17 protein-coding genes and 1 riboswitch are annotated in these 17,991 nt (G+C 64.2%); of the genes, 2 read left to right on the top strand and 15 right to left on the bottom strand.

Translation table 11 applies throughout. From position 1 onward, the window contains the following. Positions 1-92: 92 nt before the first annotated feature. A riboswitch (cyclic di-AMP (ydaO/yuaA leader) is annotated at positions 93-272 on the bottom strand. A 127-nt stretch (positions 273-399) separates the two neighbouring features. The 7 genes from AC5RTB_RS04595 to AC5RTB_RS04565 all read right to left on the bottom strand — a co-directional run bounded on the left by AC5RTB_RS04595 (position 400) and on the right by AC5RTB_RS04565 (position 7,365). Next, complete coding sequence (locus AC5RTB_RS04595; RefSeq protein WP_494059910.1) at positions 400-1,470, bottom strand: siderophore-interacting protein; 1,071 nt, start codon at positions 1,468-1,470, stop codon at positions 400-402. Positions 1,471-1,580: 110 nt separating this feature from the next. Beyond that, on the bottom strand, positions 1,581-2,468 hold the full coding sequence (locus AC5RTB_RS04590; protein WP_494059909.1) for an ABC transporter ATP-binding protein: 888 nt from the start codon (positions 2,466-2,468) through the stop codon (positions 1,581-1,583). 1 nt (position 2,469) lies between these two features. Next, the gene (locus AC5RTB_RS04585) at positions 2,470-3,534 is read right to left on the bottom strand and encodes a FecCD family ABC transporter permease (protein ID WP_494059908.1); all 1,065 of its coding nucleotides are present in this window, start codon (positions 3,532-3,534) and stop codon (positions 2,470-2,472) included. Next, positions 3,531-4,583 carry a FecCD family ABC transporter permease gene (locus tag AC5RTB_RS04580; protein ID WP_494059907.1) on the bottom strand — a complete coding sequence of 351 codons (1,053 nt, stop codon included), beginning with the start codon at positions 4,581-4,583 and terminating at the stop codon, positions 3,531-3,533. The genes AC5RTB_RS04585 and AC5RTB_RS04580 overlap by 4 nt, the downstream gene beginning before the upstream one ends. Before the next feature lie 189 nt (positions 4,584-4,772). Further along, a complete protein-coding gene (locus AC5RTB_RS04575; RefSeq protein ID WP_494059906.1) occupies positions 4,773-5,768 on the bottom strand; it encodes a glutathione S-transferase family protein in 996 nt (331 codons plus the stop codon). 83 nt (positions 5,769-5,851) lie between these two features. Then, positions 5,852-6,262, bottom strand: coding sequence for a four-helix bundle copper-binding protein (locus AC5RTB_RS04570; RefSeq protein ID WP_494059905.1), 411 nt, complete (start codon positions 6,260-6,262; stop codon positions 5,852-5,854). After that, positions 6,259-7,365, bottom strand: coding sequence for a YihY/virulence factor BrkB family protein (locus AC5RTB_RS04565; protein ID WP_494059904.1), 1,107 nt, complete (start codon positions 7,363-7,365; stop codon positions 6,259-6,261). Before AC5RTB_RS04565 ends, AC5RTB_RS04570 begins: the two co-directional genes overlap by 4 nt. Positions 7,366-7,485: 120 nt before the next feature. Here AC5RTB_RS04565 and AC5RTB_RS04560 point away from each other — a divergent pair, with 120 nt between their 5' ends. After that, the gene (locus AC5RTB_RS04560) at positions 7,486-8,523 is read left to right on the top strand and encodes an NAD-dependent epimerase/dehydratase family protein (protein WP_494059903.1); all 1,038 of its coding nucleotides are present in this window, start codon (positions 7,486-7,488) and stop codon (positions 8,521-8,523) included. A gap of 15 nt (positions 8,524-8,538) precedes the next feature. Here the strand turns inward: AC5RTB_RS04560 and AC5RTB_RS04555 are convergent, their stop codons facing one another. From AC5RTB_RS04555 to AC5RTB_RS04540, 4 genes are all read right to left on the bottom strand, one after another. Then, positions 8,539-9,432 (bottom strand): carbohydrate ABC transporter permease, encoded by an 894-nt coding sequence (locus AC5RTB_RS04555; RefSeq protein WP_494059902.1) that lies wholly within the window; start codon positions 9,430-9,432, stop codon positions 8,539-8,541. Then, positions 9,429-10,604, bottom strand: coding sequence for a carbohydrate ABC transporter permease (locus AC5RTB_RS04550; protein ID WP_494059901.1), 1,176 nt, complete (start codon positions 10,602-10,604; stop codon positions 9,429-9,431). Before AC5RTB_RS04550 ends, AC5RTB_RS04555 begins: the two co-directional genes overlap by 4 nt. Before the next feature lie 78 nt (positions 10,605-10,682). Next, positions 10,683-11,933, bottom strand: a complete 1,251-nt coding sequence (locus tag AC5RTB_RS04545; protein WP_494059900.1) for a sugar ABC transporter substrate-binding protein — start codon at positions 11,931-11,933, stop codon at positions 10,683-10,685. Between the two features lie 41 nt (positions 11,934-11,974). Beyond that, positions 11,975-13,024, bottom strand: coding sequence for a LacI family DNA-binding transcriptional regulator (locus AC5RTB_RS04540; RefSeq protein WP_494059899.1), 1,050 nt, complete (start codon positions 13,022-13,024; stop codon positions 11,975-11,977). 125 nt (positions 13,025-13,149) lie between these two features. Here AC5RTB_RS04540 and AC5RTB_RS04535 point away from each other — a divergent pair, with 125 nt between their 5' ends. Beyond that, positions 13,150-15,018: a glycogen debranching N-terminal domain-containing protein gene (locus AC5RTB_RS04535; protein ID WP_494059898.1), complete on the top strand. Its 1,869-nt coding sequence runs from the start codon at positions 13,150-13,152 to the stop codon at positions 15,016-15,018. On the opposite strand, the gene AC5RTB_RS04530 is transcribed toward AC5RTB_RS04535, so the two are convergent. The 4 genes from AC5RTB_RS04530 to AC5RTB_RS04515 all read right to left on the bottom strand — a co-directional run bounded on the left by AC5RTB_RS04530 (position 15,015) and on the right by AC5RTB_RS04515 (position 17,955). Continuing rightward, a complete protein-coding gene (locus tag AC5RTB_RS04530; RefSeq protein WP_494059897.1) occupies positions 15,015-15,395 on the bottom strand; it encodes a DUF7793 family protein in 381 nt (126 codons plus the stop codon). The genes AC5RTB_RS04535 and AC5RTB_RS04530 overlap by 4 nt on opposite strands. A 17-nt stretch (positions 15,396-15,412) precedes the next feature. After that, positions 15,413-15,799 (bottom strand): DUF7793 family protein, encoded by a 387-nt coding sequence (locus tag AC5RTB_RS04525; RefSeq protein WP_494059896.1) that lies wholly within the window; start codon positions 15,797-15,799, stop codon positions 15,413-15,415. A 79-nt stretch (positions 15,800-15,878) separates the two neighbouring features. Continuing rightward, a complete protein-coding gene (locus AC5RTB_RS04520) occupies positions 15,879-17,078 on the bottom strand; it encodes a mechanosensitive ion channel family protein (protein WP_494059895.1) in 1,200 nt (399 codons plus the stop codon). A gap of 61 nt (positions 17,079-17,139) precedes the next feature. Continuing rightward, positions 17,140-17,955, bottom strand: a complete 816-nt coding sequence (locus AC5RTB_RS04515; RefSeq protein WP_494059894.1) for a CPBP family glutamic-type intramembrane protease — start codon at positions 17,953-17,955, stop codon at positions 17,140-17,142. Positions 17,956-17,991: the final 36 nt, after the last annotated feature.

Genomic DNA, 17,991 nt, shown 5'->3' with positions numbered 1-17,991 from the left:
CTGCGGGTCAGGCTTTCGGCGGTTGATGGGGATGAACGGTGACCGGACAAAACAGGCACAGGGGTGCCCACGGAATCTTGCTGGGACAAGGGATTGCCTCTCTTGACGCCGGCGAAGTTAGCTGTCGGGTTCGAGCAAGAGTCACTCGGCCTTACCTCGATAGCCGCGCCAGGGCGGGTCAAGGACTGTGCAGGCTTCACCCCAAAGGCAGCAGACCGACTGCCCAGGATTGGGTTCTCCGCCCCTGTCTTCGAAATGAACGGGAACCGGACAGGTGACAGGGCTAGGCGTACAGTCCGGCGGCCACGATGATACGGATGACCTGATTCAACGCTACGGCATCCGGCCGAAAGTTACAATTTCGTTATGCGCCAATCCCAAGGATCGTATGGCTGCGTGTTATGCGAGTTCGGCTTTACCCCGGCGCCAGTACCCCATGAAGGCGACCTGCTTGCGGTCTATGCCGACGTCCCGCACCAGGTAACGGCGTAATCCCCGGACCACCGCGGCTTCCCCGGCAATCCAGGCGTAGAAGGGCAGCGCACCCGAGGGCTTGTCCGGGTTCAGCGAGCCATCAAGGGCCGCGGGATCCAGCAACTGGGGCGTCTCCCAGAGGATGTTCTTGTCGATGTCGATATCTTCCGGCTCGGGCCCGGCTGCCCGTTCAGGACCTCCCGCACAGGCTGCCGCGGCAAGCGCCTGTCCTGAGGGTGTGTCCGAGCCCAGGCTCACGCGGAAGGGCGCCGCCAGGGATACCCAACCAGGGACCCTGACCGCCTGCCGGACTGCCGCATCGAGCAGTTCGCCGTGCGGACGGCCGCCGCGCACCAGCCAGCTGATCCCGACGCCGGACCGGGTCCGGATGTCCTGGCAGTCCGATGCATCCGGGACCTCCAGGAATGCATGGCCGCTGATGTGTTCCGGGAGGGATTCGAGGATGGCGCTGATCGCCGGAACGGCAGTCTCATCGCCCGCGAGCAGAACGTTCTGGGCCAGTCCCGGACGCCACTCGATGCCGCCGTACGCGCCGGCGGTGGAGCAGGTTGCGGCATGGATGTTCGGCCCGATCAGCCAGACGCGGTCGCCCGGCTCGGCCGATGCGGCCCACTGCGAGGCGGGGCCGCCCTTCCCGTCCGCGTCGAAGTGCATCACGAAGTCGACATCGAGCTCGGGAACTTCCAGGTCGCAGCGTGATTCGCGGACCGTGTAGGTACGCATGTGCCCGCGTTCGGCGGGCTCGAGGGAAAGCCATTGCTGGTACCACCCGCTGCCCGCGCCGTCCATGAGAGCGCCGAGGTCGGCGCACTCGCCGCCGGCCGGCGGGATCATCACCTTGATGCGGAGATCCAGGGTGGAACCCTGGACGCCGAAGTCGGAAAGGCACGCGCCGCCGAACGTAATGCGCCGGAAATTCGGGCTGACCGGCTCCACGCGGCTGACCACGACGTTGAACGCGCGGATCGCGGACACGGCAGACAGCGCGCCCGCACGCCCGGCCGCTCGCGGGGTTGTAATTTGTCCTGCATCTTGCCTTGACTTCGATCTCGTCCTTGGGACCCGATGCGTTGTGCTGCCTTCTGTCACGATGCTGCCTCCATTGCCGGTGCGGGTAGCCCGTCCTGCGGGTTCGCTAAAAAACCCGGGATGCCCTCCCGTGTGGTCTTTGCGCTTACGTTGCGGGGAGCGGCGTGATGCCGCCCGATCGGCACTACCATCGGCGTGCCTGAAACGGGATCCGGGATGACGTGGGATTGAAGACCGAAGACATCGGCGACCGTCTCCGCAGTAACCACCTTCGACGGTGAGCCCTCGGCGACGATGCGGCCACCCTTCATGGCGATGAGGTGGTCCGCGTACCGCGCAGCGAGGTTCAGGTCATGCAGGACGATCGCGACGGTGGTGCCCGCCGTACGGTTCAGATCGGTGATGAGGTCGAGGACTTCCACCTGGTGGGCCACGTCGAGGAAGGTGGTCGGCTCATCCAGGAGCAGGATGTCGGTCTGCTGCGCCAGCGCCATGGCTATCCAGACGCGCTGCCGCTGGCCGCCGGAGAGCTCGTCGACGTTACGGTCTGCGAGTTCCAGCGTGTCGGTGACCCGCAAGGCGGAGGCAACGGCCGCGTCGTCGTCGTGGTTCCACTGGCGGAACCAGCCCTGGTGGGGGTAACGGCCACGGCCCACGAGGTCCACGACGGCGATTCCGTCCGGGGCCACCGGGGTCTGCGGGAGCAGCCCGAGGGTTTTCGCCACCGCGCGGGTGGACAGTGAGTGGATGTCCTTGCCGTCCAGCAGCACTGTTCCCGCCGCGGGCTTCAGCAAACGCGCCAGCCCGCGGAGCAGGGTGGACTTGCCGCAGGCGTTCGCCCCGACGATGACCGTGACCTTGCCCGCCGGCAGTTCAACCGTGAGGTCCTCGACCACCGGCCGGTTGTCGTATGCGAGCGTCAGGTCTTTGGCGTTCAACCTCATGTCAGCCTCCCTGGCCTGATCGGTTGGATGTGGCAAGAAGCCAGAGGAGGAATGGGGCGCCGAGGACGCCCGTGATCACTCCGACCGGCAGGGAAACTCCTGGAATCAGGTTCGCGCCCACGAAATCCGCTGCCAGGACAATGACCGCTCCGACCAGCGCCGCAGTCACCAGCGGGCGGTACCCGCCGAGAAAGCGCCTGGCGATCGGGCCGGAGAGGAAAGCGATGAAGGAGACAGGTCCGGCAGCCGCAGTCGCGACCGCGGCGAGGAGCACTCCGGTGACGATCAGCGCCAGCCGCGACCGTTCGACGCTCACGCCAAGTCCGGCGGCGGCGTCATCGCCCAGTTCCAGCCCGCGCAGCGAACGGGACAGTACGACGACGGCGGGCGCCAGCACCACCAGCGCAACGAACAGTATGCTCACCCGCTCCCAGTTGCTCGAGTTGAGCGAACCGTTCAGCCAGGCGAGGGCATCAGTTGCAACGGTGATGTCGGTGCGGGTGAGGAGGAAGCTGACCACGGACTGCAGGACCGCGGCGAACCCGATGCCGACCAGGATGAGCCGGTACCCGGCCACTGAACCCCGCCGGGAAATGAAGTAGATGGCCAGCGCAATCACCAGGGCACCGCCCATGGCGAAGCCCGAGAGGACAAGGCCGGATGCACCGAGGAACGCGATCGCGAAAACGGCAGCCGCGCTGGCGCCGTAACTGATGCCGATAATGTCGGGGCTGGCAAGCGGGTTGCGGAGCATGGTCTGGAACACCGCCCCGGCAACGCCGAAGGCTGCACCGATCATGACCCCGATCAGGACGCGGGGAATCCGGTTCTCCATCACGATGAAGCTGGCCCCCGGGATGTCGGCGCCCGCCACGATGCGGAAGAAGTCGGGGATGGTCACGGTGTAGCGGCCCAGCAGGAGCGTGACAGCGCTGAGCACGACCACAAGGAAGGCCAGCGCGCCGATCTTCACGGCCCGCCGGGTGCGGAGATGGTGGCGTTGAGGGAGACCTGTGCCCTCACCACCGGCGCGCTCCTCGGGTGTGGGACGGACTGCGAGGCTCATAGTTCAGCCATCTTGCGGCGCCGCACCAGCCAGATGAATACGGGGGCTCCGATGATTGCGGTGAGGATGCCGACCTGTACCTCACCGGGCGGGAGGATGATGCGTCCGAGGATATCGGCGGCCAGCAGCAGGACCGGCGCGAGCACCATGGAGAAGGGAAGGATCCACCGGTAGTCGGGGCCCGTGAACGCACGCACGACGTGCGGAATGACCAGGCCAATGAAGCCGATGGGGCCGGCAGCTGCTGTCGCCGCACCACAGAGCACGACGACGCCCAGCGCCGTGAGCGCGCGGGCGAGCGTGACGTTCTGGCCCAGTCCGCGGGCCAGGTCATCACCGAGGGACAGGCTGTTGAGCACCTTGCCGGTGAGCAGGGTCAGGGCAAATCCGAAGGCGAGGAACGGCAGCACCGGCATGATCACGTCCCAGCCGCGGCCGGCTACGGAGCCTACCTGCCAGAACCTGAAGGTATCGAACGTCTGCTGACTGGAAACCAGCACCGCATTCAGCAGCGAGACCATGCCGGCGGAGAGTGCTGCGCCGGCGAGTGCGAGCTTCACGGGAGTAGCGCCGTCGCGCCCGAGGCTGGCAACGGCATAGACCAGCACCGCGGCGGCGGTTGCTCCGAGGAAGGCGAACCAGATGTACCCGGTGAAGTTAGTGACGCCGAAGACGAAGATACCGATCACCACGGCGAGTGCCGCACCGGAATTGATGCCGAGGATTCCCGGATCCGCGAGGGGGTTCCGGGCGACACCCTGCATGGCGGCTCCGGCCAGGCCGAGGGCGGCTCCGGCGAGCAGGCCGACGATGGTCCGCGGGATGCGCGAGAGTACGACGGCGTGGTCCCCGTTAGCCGGGTCCAGTGCGGTCAGGGCCTGCACCAGGGTTTCCACACCGATGGGGCGGGCTCCGATTGCCAGGGACGCCCCGCACGCGAAAACGAGCACAAGGATTGCGGCGGCCAGTTTCAGACCTCGAGCGGCGGGACGTTTCGGTGCGCGCTGCGTCCGCAGGTCCAACGGAGAGGCGGGCGCATCGAGTGCCATGCATGCCTCCTTGAGCCAACACCTGAAGTCGCCGGACAGTCGCCGGGACGGACTCAAGTAAGGCTAGCCTATGCATGGCAGCATTAGGAAACGATTCTGTTCGCTATTTCGAAATCCTGCCAAATCATGGTGCAGCTCCGGCCAGACCATGTCGCTGTTGAACCGGCCGGAGCTGTACAGAATTTCCCGTTACGCCGCCGCGGTCGGCGCAGTTCCGCGCCCGAAAGGACTTCCTCCGAGGCGTTCGCGCTGGTGTTCGGTGCGCCAGTTCTCCAGCGAGGGACCCTTCGGCACGATCTGTGTGGGGTTGATGTCCTCGTGGACGATGTAATAGTGCTTCTTGATCTGGTCGAAGTCGATCGTGTCGCCGAAGCCGGGGGTTTGGAAGAGATCCCGCGCATACCCCCACAGCGCCGGCATCTCGGTGAGCTTGTTCCGGTTGCACTTGAAGTGCCCGTGGTACACCGGGTCGAAGCGTGCCAGCGTCGTAAAGAGCCGCACATCCGCTTCTGTGATCGAATCACCCATCAGGTACCGCCGGTTGGTCAGCCTCTCCTCGAGCCAGTCCAGGGCGGTGAAGAGTCGATCATAGGCGTCGTTGTACGCTTCCTGCGAGCCCGCGAAACCGCAGCGGTAGACCCCGTTGTTGACCTCCGTGAATACACGCTTGTTGACGGAGTCGATTTCCTCCCGCAGGTCCTCCGGGTAGAGGTCGGGGGCACCCTCCCGGTGGTGCTCCTTCCACTCCGTGGAGAAGTCGAGCGTGATCTGCGGGAAGTTGTTCGTGACGACTGCCCCGCTGTTCACGTCGACGATCGCCGGCACGGTGATACCGCGGGGGTAGTTCGGATCACGCTTGAAGTACGCCTCCTGGAGCCGTTCGATCCCGAGCACAGGGTCTTTGCCGCCGGGATCGAGGTCGAAGGTCCAGGACCGCTTGTCATGGGTAGGCCCGGGGGTACCCATGGAGATAGCCTCCTCCAGTCCCAGGAGCCGGCGAACGATGATCGCCCTGTTAGCCCAGGGGCATGCCCGAGCGGCGACGAGACGGTAACGCCCCGGCTCCACGGGGAAGCCGTCCGCGCCGTCGCGCCTGATCCGCGTTTCAATGTACTGGGTGTCGCGCTTGAACTCCTTGCCGGAGTCCACGTAGGCACCCTTGGTGCTGTGGTCGGATTGGCTCATGATTTCACCCTAAGTGGTTGGCTGCCGGTCATGACCGGAGTTCGTTGAGCGCAGGCGGTCGGATGCCTTCAATCCTGCAGCGACTACTTCCCTAGCGATGCGAGCAGAGCAGTGCAGGCTGCTTCGCAGCGGCGGCAGGCTTCGGCGCAGATCCTGCAGTGATCATGCATGGAGGCGTGACGCTCGCATTCCTCCGCACAATTCCGGCAGGCCTGTAGACAGGCCTCGAGCAACGGCGCAAGGACCGCGGGGTGATGCCCGCCCTGGCGCTGAAGCATCCTGACAGTGGCCAAACAGATGTCAGCGCAATCCTGGTTCGTCCGGATGCAGTGCCGGAGCTCCTCGATGCCCTCCTCACCGAGGCAGGCGTCCGCGCAGCTTCCGCAGGTGGCAACGCAGTCCAGGCACGCCTCGATGGTGGCAGCGAGGTCTCCCGCCTGCACCTGCCCGGAGGGGCGCGGGTGGGCGATGATCATGTCAGCGATGTGGGTCATGATTTGCTTCTCTCCCTGGAGTCATGATCGCGACCGTACTTCTGACGGAGTTCGCGGCCGTCGTCTACAAGTTCGATCTGCTTGTCGCGCTTCTTCTGGGCGCCCTTGGTGTCACGAGGGGGCAACTGCACGGTTTCTTCTGCCTCGATGCCCGCCTGCAACTCACGGCCACGTTCGAGTTCGGCGTCGACTTCCGCCCCGAAGAGCAGGGAAAGATTCGCCAGATACAGCCACAGCAGGAAGATGATGACGCCGGCAATAGCGCCGTAGGTCTGCTGATAGTTGCCGAAGTTCGCGATGTAGAAGGAGAAAGCCACCGTTGTGATGGCAAGAACCAGCAGCGCAATTATTGAGCCGATACTGACCCACTTGAACTTGGGCTGCTGCACATTGGGTGTCGCGTAGTACAGGACCGCGACGGTCAGGACCGCAAAGGCTACCAGGACCGGCCATTTGGCGATGTTCCAGACGGTCAGTGCAGTTGGGCCGAGACCGATTACTCCGCCGATCGCTTCTGCCACCGGCCCGGACAGGATCAACAGCAGCGCCATCACCACCACCAGAAGCAGCACGACGATGGTGATCCCGAGCATGATCGGACGCAGCTTCCAGAAGGGACGCCCCTCCTCGACCTCGTAGACCCGGTTCATGGCACGGGAGAACGCGGTGACGTACCCGGAGGCGGACCAGAGAGCGCCGAGTAGGCCGATGACGAATGTCAGGCCGGCTGCTTCTGAAGAGGCCAACTGCTCAACCGTCGGCCCGATGGTGTTCGCGGCCTCCGGCGCGATGTTGGAGACGATGTTGAGCACGGTGTCAGTGGTTGCCTGTGCCTGCCCGAAGAGTCCGAGAATTGATACGAGGGCCAACAGCGCGGGAAAAATGGCCAGGACCGCGAAGAAGGTCAGGGCAGCTGCAATATCAGTACATTGGTCCTTGCCGAACTCGTTCAACGTCCGCTTGAAGACGTAACCCCAGGCCGGTTTGTCGAGGTCGGTAGGGGCATCCGGCTTCCGGGAGTCATCCGGTTCCGGGCTTGAGGCTCCCTTCGCCTGCGTTGCTTCCTCCGCAGAATCCGCCTTCGCTGGATCTTTAGTGGCCACGTTTCTACCTCCGGTTCGATTTGCCTTCCCCAACCGAACCATAAGGATACTTACTATTGCAATAAGTAGTCGAGCGTTTAGTGTGGTTTTCACGTCTCCGCAACGATTGAGGGGTTCCACATGCGCATTGCTGTTATCGGAGCGACCGGCAACGTGGGAACGGCGCTTCTCCGCCGTCTCCAGCAGGCCCGCGATGAGAATCCTGCCATCGAGCTGGTGGGGATCTCCCGCCGCGAGCCGTCCAGGGACCACGCACCGTACAGCGGTGTCGAGTGGCACACGGCCGACGTCGGCACTGACGCCGGTCGGGAAAGCCTCACCGCGGCGCTCCAGGGGGCTGACGCCGTCGTACATCTTGTCTGGGCAATCCAGCCGAATCGGGATGAGGACACCCTGTACCGAACCAACGTGACCGGCACCCGGAATGCACTCCGCGCAGCTGCCGACGCCGGTGTGCGGCACTTCGTCTGTGCGTCCTCCGTTGCGGCATACAGCCCTGCGCCAAAGAGCGAACGCGTCACTGAGACGTGGCCTACCGGGGGTATTCCCACGTCACACTACGGCCGGCACAAGGCCATCCAGGAAGACCTGCTCGATGAGTTCGAGGAGAAGTATCCCGAAATCCCGGTGGCAAGGCTTCGCCCCGGCCTGAGTTTCAACACCGAGGCGGGCAGCCAGATCGGCCGGTACTTCCTGGGCTCGCTGGTTCCGAAAGGACTCGTTCGGCGCCTGGGCATGCTGCAGGTGCTGCCGATTCCCTCCAGGTTCGTGTTCCAGGCGCTCCATGTGGAAGACGTTGCAGACGCCTATTGGTTGGCGGTCAAGCATCGGGCATCCGGGGCGTTCAATGTCGCCGCGGATCCTGTTCTCACACCGGCGATCGTGGCCGGGATCCTCGGAGCGAAACGTGTGTTCGACCTACCGGTGCCTGTCCTACGCGCGCTCGTCGCGGCCACGTGGCGGCTCCGGTTACAGGCTTCGGACCCGGGCTGGATCGACATGGCTTCCCAGGCGCCGGTCATGAACACCGATCATGCCCGTACCGTCCTGGGCTGGGAGCCGAAGTACACCTCGGTGGATGCCATCCGGCAGGTGCTCGACGGCATGGCTGAGGGCGAAGGGAACACCGGCTCCCCCAGCCTGCGTCCCGGCCGCTGACGCCTCCGCCGCCGTTTACTCCTTCACCGCGCCTGCCGAAGCGTTCATGATCCGCTTCTGGAAGACGAAGAACACGATCGCCACCGGAACGGTCATGAGGGCAGCCGCGGCGAGCTTGAGCGGATATTGCGTTCCCTGGCTCAGGGCCCCGGACGCCAGCTGCGCAACACCCTTGGTCAGTGTGGTCAGTCCGGGGTCCTGGGTGGAGATGATGAAGTGGTTAAGCTCGTTCCAGGAACCCTGGAAGGACAGGATCACAATTGTCATGACCGCGGGCCGCGCCATAGGCAGCACCACGGACCAGAATGTGCGAAAGGTTCCTGCGCCGTCGATCCGCGCCTGCTCCTCCACGCTGACGGGGATGGACTCGAAAAAGTTCTTCATGATGAAGACGCCCGCTGCATCGGCCAGGAGCGGCAGAATCATGCCGGTGTAGGAGTCGTACATACCCAATTGGTTGATCACCAGGAACTTCGGAATAAGCAGCACGACGCCGGGAACCGCCATCACCGCGACCAGGAGGGCAAACACCAGACCACGGCCGCGGAACGGGATACGTGCCAGGGCGTAGCCGGCGAGCGAGTTGAAGAACACCCTGCCGAGCGTCACGAACACGGTCACGATGAACGAGTTCATTCCCCACAGCGGGAAGTCAGAGTTCGCGAAGAGCGCCTCGTAGGCGGCGACAGTCCAGTTCTGCGGAACAATACCCAGTGGGTTCTGCGCGGCTTCCGGCTCGGTCTTGAAGGAGGTTGCCACCTGCACCAGGAACGGGAAGATGTAGATGATTGCGAGCGCAATCAGGACGAGGTACGCAATCCACGCCCCGCGGACGGCCTTTCGCCGGCCATCGGACCGGGGACGATGGTGGCTCGCGTGTGCCGGAGCCGGTGCTGTGGCGGTGCTCATCGGTTGGACCTTCGCTCTTCATCCTTGGGTGCGGCGGTGCCGGGGGCTGCTGCCGCACTTGAGCCGGCGCTGACTCCGGCAGGCACCATCCGCCGTCGTCGTGGGACATCCCGTTCCTGCAGCGCCCAGCGTTGCAGGAGGGTGAGGACAACGATGATGGCGAAGAGCACGAAGGCAATCGCGGCGCCGACTCCCCACCGCTGGTCGACGAAGGCGGCATTGAATGAAAGATAGGCGGGTGTCAGCGTTGTCTTGGCCGGTCCGCCCTGGGTGCCGGTGTAGATCTGGTCAAAGACCTGCCAGGTGCCGATCAGTCCAAGGGTCAGCACGGTGAACAGGGTGGGGCGCAGCATCGGAAGGGTGACGCTCCAAAAGCGCTGCCAGCCGGTGGCTCCGTCCACCATGGCTGCCTCCTGCACCTCGCCGCTGATGTTCTGCAGCGCCGCAATGAAGAGCAGCATGAACGTTCCGGAGGTGGTGAAGATTGCCATCAGGATGAAGGCCGTCATCGCCACCGACGGTCCCGCCAGCCAGTCCCACCCGGTGATGCCAAGGAACCCCGGATCCCTGAGGCCGGCAGGCGTCTGGTCGAGCCCGACCAGACCGAGCAGGATGTGCAGCACTCCCCGCGGGTCCTGGAACCAGTTGGGTCCATCGATGGCGAAGAAGGACAGGACCTTGTTCACCACGCCGGTTGCGCTGAAGAGAAACAGCCACAGCACCGTAATTGCCACCGAGCTGGTCACCGAGGGGAAGTAGAACGCGGTGCGGAAGAAGCCCCTGCCCCGCAGGATCTGTCGGTTCACCAGTACCGCCAGGAACAGGGACAGGGCTGTCTGCAGCGGGACAACGAGGATGACGTAGTACAGGTTGTTCCGGATCGAGGTCCCGAAATCGCGCCCGATCAGCCCCTCACCGCCGAGTATTCCGGCGTAATTTTCGCCGCCGACAAAATTGACGTTGGCGGAGAAGGGGCTGCCGCGCCCGGTCCAGTCCGACATGCTCACCCATGCGGCCATGAGAACCGGAATCACGAGGAACAGCCCCAGGATGAGGACGACGGGAGCGATGAAGAGCCAGCCCGCAAGTCCTTGCCTACCGCGGATGTCGCCGCGTCGCCTGGTGTCTGTGCCGGCCGCTTGCGAAGCGGGTGCTGGGGTGGTGGGTGGCATTGGAAACCTCGGTTCTGGAACGCATTGGCTGTCCCGGGCGACGCCCCGCAGTGGAGCGCCGCCCGGTGTGATGCGTCGTTACTGGGTGACTACGGATTCCAGGAGCGGTTGTACCGACTCCAGGATCTGCTGGGGATCCGAGGACTCCAGTGACTCAAGCTGGGAGTTCAGTTCCCCCAACACATCGGCTGCACCCTGCTGTGCGGGCAGGTTCTGCGCGTACTCACCGCCGGCGATGAAAGGCTCCAATTCCGGGTACTGTTCCGCCCAGTCTCCAGCAACCGACTGCAGGGAGGGCATGACGCCGAACGCTTCCGCGAACGCCAACTGGCTCTCGGCGGAGGTCAGGTGTTCCACGAGCGCCTTTGCGCCCTCGATGTTGTCGCTGTCGGCCGCGATGCCCCAGCAGTTGGTGAACTGGAGTGTCCCTTTGCCTCCAGGTCCCTCCGGGAGTTCGGCGACCTGGTACTCGACGTCCGGGAAATCGTTGGTCATGGCGCCGGCAATCCAGTTGCCCTCGATGACCATCGCTGCCAGGCCCTTCCCGAAGGCCTCGCCGCCCCAACCGGCTCCGAGGTTGGAGGAATAGTCGGCGACGCCGTCCGTCATCAGCTGCTTGACGTAGCTCAGGCCTTCAACGTTCTCCGGGCTGGCGGCCGTCGCCTCGCCGTCAGTGACGAGTCCGCCTCCAGCCTGTGCGGTGAACACACCGAGCCGCTGGAATTCGGGGCTGAACCCGAGACCAACAGTGTCGTCGGTGGTGAGCTTCTCAGCTACGCTGGCCAGTTCGTCCCAGGTTGTGGGGATGTCATCCTCCGTGAGGCCCGCCTCTTCCCACTTGGCTGTGTTGATGACGAGGCCGAGGGTGGAAAAGTCCTTGGGTGCGCAGTAAAGCTGGTCCTCGTATGTGAATGCATCGCGCAGGGCAGGATAATAGTCGTCCTTGTTCTCAAGGTCTTCCCCATACGGCTCGAGCGATCCGTTGGCAGCGTATCCGGCGAACGCGTCGGTGGACAGGTAGAACACGTCGGCCGGATCGCCGGAGGCGAAGCCCTGGCTCAGCTGCTGGGTGAGATCGGAGGCGGCGATGACGGACGCGTCCACACCTGACTCGCTTGCCCATGCGTCAACAGCCCCGGTGACGGCCTGGGTCTCGGCGTCGCCCGACGATCCGATGAGGACACTGACGGGTGCGTCCGTTACCTCGGCAGGGTCTCCGCCTTCCTCGGCGGATTCCGAGAAGCCGGATCCTCCGCAGGCGGTCAGGGCAAGCATCGATGCCGCAGTGATGGCGACGGCCAGGTGGCGTCGGGGATTTCCAGTCTTCATTGTCTGATTCCTCATGTTGTTGCGTCTTCTTGTGGGTTCGGTCAGGTACTACGGCTGAAGGAGTACGGCGTTCGCTGAATGAGTGTCGGTGGGAGCAGCAGATGCTGTTCCGGCGCCGGCCGCTGGTCTCCTTCCGGGGAATTGCTCGCGGCCAACTGGTGGGCGAGAACGGCAACAATGTGCCGTGCCGCGTCCTCCGTTGGCTGGGAAACACTTGAAAGTCCAACGGCGGCGGCAACAGGCGTGTCATCAAACCCGATGACCGCGGGTGAGGTCTGTGCCGGACGCAGCTGCCGCAGTTTCGCCGATGCGCCCAGGGCGAGGGAGTCGCTCGCACAGACCAGCGCCGTCGCACCGTGGGATGACAAATGTTCGGCGCCTTGCGCCCCGGCGGGGACGCCGTCGTCTGACTGAATGTCGAGGCCCGCGGTGGACAATCCGGCTGCGCGCATCGCGCGAGCCCAGCCGTCGCGACGGTCATCCCCGGCACCGGACCCTGCGGGCCAGCCAAGGAAGCCAACAGTGCTATGGCCCTGCTCGATCAAGGTTCGGGTTGCCCGCTCGGTGCCTGCGCCACCGTCGACGTCAACCCACGGGTGGCTGGAGGAGAACGGATCCTCGACGCTGCTCCAGGGACGGCCGAACGCGGCGAATGGAACTTCATGCTCAAGGAGCCAGGCAGTGCGGGCATCGCCATAGTGAGTGCCGGTGAGGACGAAGCCGTCCAAGGCAGCGACCTTCAACAGCTCCTCGTATTGGCAGATCTCACCGGAATCGGATTCGGCGCAGAACAGCGTAATCCTGTAGCCCTGAGCTTGAGCAGCTTCGGTGAGTGCGTGCAGGAACCGGTCCAGGATCGACCCGTTGATCCCGTCGACCACCGGCGTCATCCGGATGCCCAAATTCATGGATCGCCGCGTACGAAGCTGACGGGCAGCCGCACTGGGCCGGTAACCGCTCTCAGCGATAGCGTGCTGCACCCGCGCACGGGTTTCAGGCTTCACCCGATGGGGCGCATTAATCACATTGGAGACGGTCTGCCTGGACACACCAAGGGATTCAGCGAGGCTGACGAGAGTTGCCTTCGGCATGCCTTCCTTCTCCTTTGAGTTTGGCGCCATGTAGCGTTTACAGAATATGAACGTTCAAATAGTGTTGTCAATGAAAAATTTGAACGATCTAATTCTCGCGAGCCTCGAAACTTCAGGAGAACCCAGTGGCGTACCTACAGCCCTTCCTCCACAACCTCACCGGCGTATTCAGCGCCCCCGTGCAGGCATGGGCGGACCCTCACGGCCAGATTCGGGACTCCGGCGCGCAAGGAATCCATTGTGGTGACGACCGCATCATCCGGTCCGCGGTACTGACCGTCAACGGCGACGAACCGGATTGGGTCTCCACCCAGGTCCGCTCCGCCCAGCGGGTCGACTACCTGCACTTCGTACGGGTGGAATCGCAGGTAGCGGATCCCCTGATGTACCTGACGCGTACGCGCACCGCCGACGCGGAGGGTGTCTCCGAACGGATACGCTTCGAGTCCGCCTATAGCTTCCCCGTTCAGCAGCAAGTCCGGCTGGTACTCGACGCTGACAACACACCGATGGAGCAGGTGAAGTCCGGCGCACCCGGTAGGTCGGACCTCACGATGACCGGCCCGGAGTGGAGCTGGCGCGACGAGGACACCACCGCTCATCTGGAGGCACAGGGCGCACAGATCGCCTACGACGGCGGCCGCATCACCGTCACCTGGCAGGTTGGAGTGGAGCCGGGCGGCGCCGTCGAGCTTGCCTGGCGATTGGCTGTTGCCGATGCAGGCGCTCCTATGGTGGCTCCGTCAGGTCCAGCGCTTGCAGCTCCGACTGTCGAAGGTGAGTCACTCCAGCGCCTTGTGGACCGCTCGATCTCGGACCTCAACGGTCTCCGCATGGCCGCAGCCAACCGGCCGGAAGATGCCTTTCTGGCGGCCGGAGCCCCGTGGTTCTTCACCATGTTCGGTCGCGATTCGCTCATTGCGGCGCGGCTTCTCCTGCCCATCGACACCTCGCTGGCCGGAAGCACGCTTCGCGCGCTCGCCTCCCGACAGGGCGGCTCTACTGATCCTGAGACCGCCGAACAACCGGGAAAGATCCTTCACGAGGTGCGCCGCGGAACGCTGTCCTTCTCGGAGGGCGACGCCGGCGTATCCCTCCCACCCGTATACTTCGGCACAATCGACGCCACTCCCCTATGGATTTGCCTGCTGCATGACGCCTGGCGGGCAGGCTTGCCCAATGAACAGGTCGTAGGCCTGTTGGACCAGCTTGAGGCGGCACTGGTCTGGTTGCGGGATCACGGTGACTCGGACGGCGACGGCTTCCTCGAGTACGAGGACGAGAGCGGTCATGGACTGGCGAACCAGGGCTGGAAGGACTCCGGCGATTCCATACGCTGGCACGATGGATCCCTCGCAGAAGGACCGATCGCGCTCGTCGAGGTGCAGGCTTACGCCTACGAGGCAGCGATCGGCGGAGCCGCGCTTCTGGACGCCTTCGGGCGCCGCGGCGGTGAGGACTGGAGGCTCTATGCCGCGAATCTTCAGAAACGGTTCCGGGAAGCGTTTTGGTGTGCGGATGAACTGGGCCCCTATCCTGCTATCGCGCTGGATTCTTCCAAGCGAGCAGTTGACGGCATCACCAGCAACATGGGCCATCTGCTGGGCACCGGCATTCTGAACGGCGAGGAAGCACGGGCGGTTGCGGAACGAGTAATGGACCCCACCATGTTCTCCGGTTACGGTATCCGCACCGTCTCCACCACCAACGGCGGTTTCTGGCCCACCCGCTACCACGCAGGGTCGGTGTGGAGTCATGACACGGGCATGATTATCAACGGACTGCTCAAGGACGGCTTCACCAGGGAGGCGTCCTTGCTTGCCAGCGGACTGTTGCGCGCTGCAGAAGGGTTCGACTGGCGACTACCCGAATTGTTCTCCGGGCACTCGGCGTCCGATGTCTGGCCGCCAGTCCCATATCCGGCCTCCTGCAGGCCGCAGGCGTGGGCCGCCGCTTCCTGTGTTCCCATCGTGCGGGCGCTCGGCGGGCTCTAGCCGGTCCGCTCGGCGGCACTGCTGGAGGTAAGCCACCCGACCGCCAGTGCTTCATCCGTGAAGTACTGGCTGGGAGTTGCGGCACGGTAGTTGAACGCCGTCATGACGCGCGCCACCTCGTCCTTCCCGAGGACGGCCGTACGGCTCGAGCACGTCTCTTCCAGCAGGAGACCCCTCGCCGGAGCGCTGATCCCGTCGACCAGGTCTATGTGGACGAGCAGCGGCCGCTTGCACGCCGGCGACATGGCCTCGACGGCGGCGATGCTCGCCTGCACGTCGCTCAGGTCCAGAACTATCCCGGCATTCCAGCACAATCGAAGAAAGCCGCCCTCATCTGTCAGCGCGAAACGCACATGATCGTCAGCTGAATATTCCATTTTCGGTCTCCCCAGACTCATGGTTCAGATGTGCTGTGTCCCGGCGTCATCAGCCAGTCGATTGCCGCGGCCGGCGCCGCGAAATGGCGCGTGGGATATCGCGGACGATGAACGTCGTTGAAGAAGGTGGTGAGTAGCCGATCCACCGCTGAAGGCCCAACGAGCGCCAGCGCCGCCACGTTCAGGTGCCCGGCGAAGATCGCCAGTGCCGCAGCGTCGAGCGAGACCATCGAGTTGAGGATCACCAGCATCGGCTCGCACAGGCCCGGGTTCACTTCATCGAGCTTTCGGAGGAGTTCGAGGGCATCCTGCTCACTGACCGTCACGCCCTCATTCCATTGGACGCGGACATAGCCCTCCTCCAATGCGAGGACGAAGCGGTGGCCCGAGGCCTCCCCGTTCATCGATTCTCCCTTCCCCTGACCGTCGAAGCCAATGTATCCCACCTCACATCAACTGCGTCAGGAAGTGCCAGGAAGTGGGTCAGGAAGCCCTACGGGATTCCCGCTCGTCGAGCACGTTCTCACTCGGACCGCTGAAGTCCTCCCGGCGGCGCTCCGCGTCCGGGGAACCGGAGAACAGGCGGGCGTCCCGACCGGGCCAGCCGGCGTCGTCGTTCCCGGTCTGGCTGGGCACTGGCGCAACGGACGACGGCGCCGACACCTGCTCCCAGCGCTGGCGCGGCAGCGCGTCGGGGAACTGGGTCTGGATGAACCGGACCATCTCTTCGCGAACGAGGCACTGCAGGTCCCACCGGTTGCCGCTGTCAGCCGCGCTCACCAGGATCCGCGCCCGGACCACGCCGTCGGTGGCCGAGGTGATCTGCAGCGTCCCGGTCCGACCGTCCCACAGCTCCGAGCTCTCGAGGATCTCGCGCAACCGTGAGCGCATATTCTCGATCGGCACGCGCCAATCAAGATCCAGCTCCACGGTTCCCAGAAGTTCGGAGCGGCGGCGGGTCCAGTTCTCGAACGGGGTGGAGGTGAAGTAGGTGGAGGGAAGGATGATGCGGCGTTCGTCCCAGGACTGGACCACGACGTAGGTCATGGTGATCTCCTCGATCGTCCCCATTTCGCCCTCGACCAGAACGACGTCGTCCACGCGGATTGCGTCGGTGAAGGCCAACTGCACGCCGGCGAAGACGTTGCTCAGCGAACTCTGCACGGCGAGGCCGGCGACGATCGAGATGAGACCGGCGGAGGCCAGGATCCCGGCCCCCAGCGCACGCACCTCGTCAATGGTGAGCAGAAGGCTGGCCAGTGCGAGGGTGATGATCACCGCAACAGCAACCCGCCGTGCAAGCATGATCTGGGTCTTGAGCCGCCGGGCACGCCGGTTGTCGCGGCTGGAATTCTCGTAGTAGTCCAACACCATGATCTCCACCACGGAGAGCACCGTGACCAGCAACCATGCCAGCGACCCGATGAGTGCCAGCACCAGCGCGTAGTCAGCGGGCGGAAACCAGGCGGCGTCACGCGCGGTTGCAGCGAGGGCAATCCGTACACCGAGGACGGCGAGCACCACCTGCAGCGGAGCGCGCAGCTTCCGGGTGGCGTCATGGATCTGCGGCACTTTGCGGAGCGCACGGGCTGCCACCCGGCGAAGGATCCACCCCAGCACGACGGCGGCAAACACCGCTCCCGTGACAGCCAGGAAGGGGGTGATCGCCTCTAGAAAGTCCATTCGTCTACAGTCTCAGATGGCCCAGGGGGTTAGTCCAATTGCCCTCCCGGTCTGTTGGGGACTAGTAGAGGAAGATCGCGAACCACTCGCGGTTGTGGGCGTGCAGCAAAACCAGAAAGAGCACGAAGTCGAACAAGAGGTGCACGCTCACGATGTAGCTCAGCGACTTGGTCTTCGAGAAGATCCAGGCCTGAATCAACGCGAACGGGTAGATGAGGATCGGACCCCAGGCGTGGAAACCCAGTTCCCACAGGAACGATGTGAATAGCACTGCCTGGAGGACGTTGGCCTGCCAGTCGGGCAGGTGGCGGCGCAGCAGGGTGAATGCCGTACAGATGAAGAACAGTTCATCCCAGATACCGAGGACGTTCGTCCCCAGGAATAACCGCGTGATGGTTCCGGGGTCCGATGCCGCCGGCCAGTTTTCGTACACCCCGCTGGGGATCATGTACACCGGCAGCACCAGGTAACCGATGATGACGACGGCAACCAGGTACCAGCGCTCCATCCGGGTCCATTTCTGGCCGGTGAGTACCGGGAAGCGGATGGCATGGTCCTTGAAGACGAACCGGGACAGCGAATACGGCACCCCTACAGCGAAGAACATGGCCGTACCCATAATCGCCATGTGGCTGAAGCTGATGTCGGTGGTGATGGGCACCGCGCTGATGATGACCAACCCGATAGCCAGCAGCAACAGGTCCCGGAAAAGCGCCTTACCGGTGAAGTACGCGACTGTAAGCGCTGCGGCAAGAAACAGGTAGCCGATCAGCCTCTGCTCCAGGGCGAAAGTGATGAAACCGGACGCAGAGACCAGGGCGGCGGAGAGGACCGGCAGCACCCGGGGGCGCGCGTCAAGGCTCGCCGTGGTGATCATAATTCGAGCTTACGCCTTGCTCCGCCGGGAGGGGAG

It is taken from the genome of Arthrobacter sp. M71 S08 (assembly GCF_059089725.1).
The sequence above is the reverse complement of the archived record's forward strand: the minus strand, read 5'-3'. Positions and strand labels throughout refer to the sequence as shown.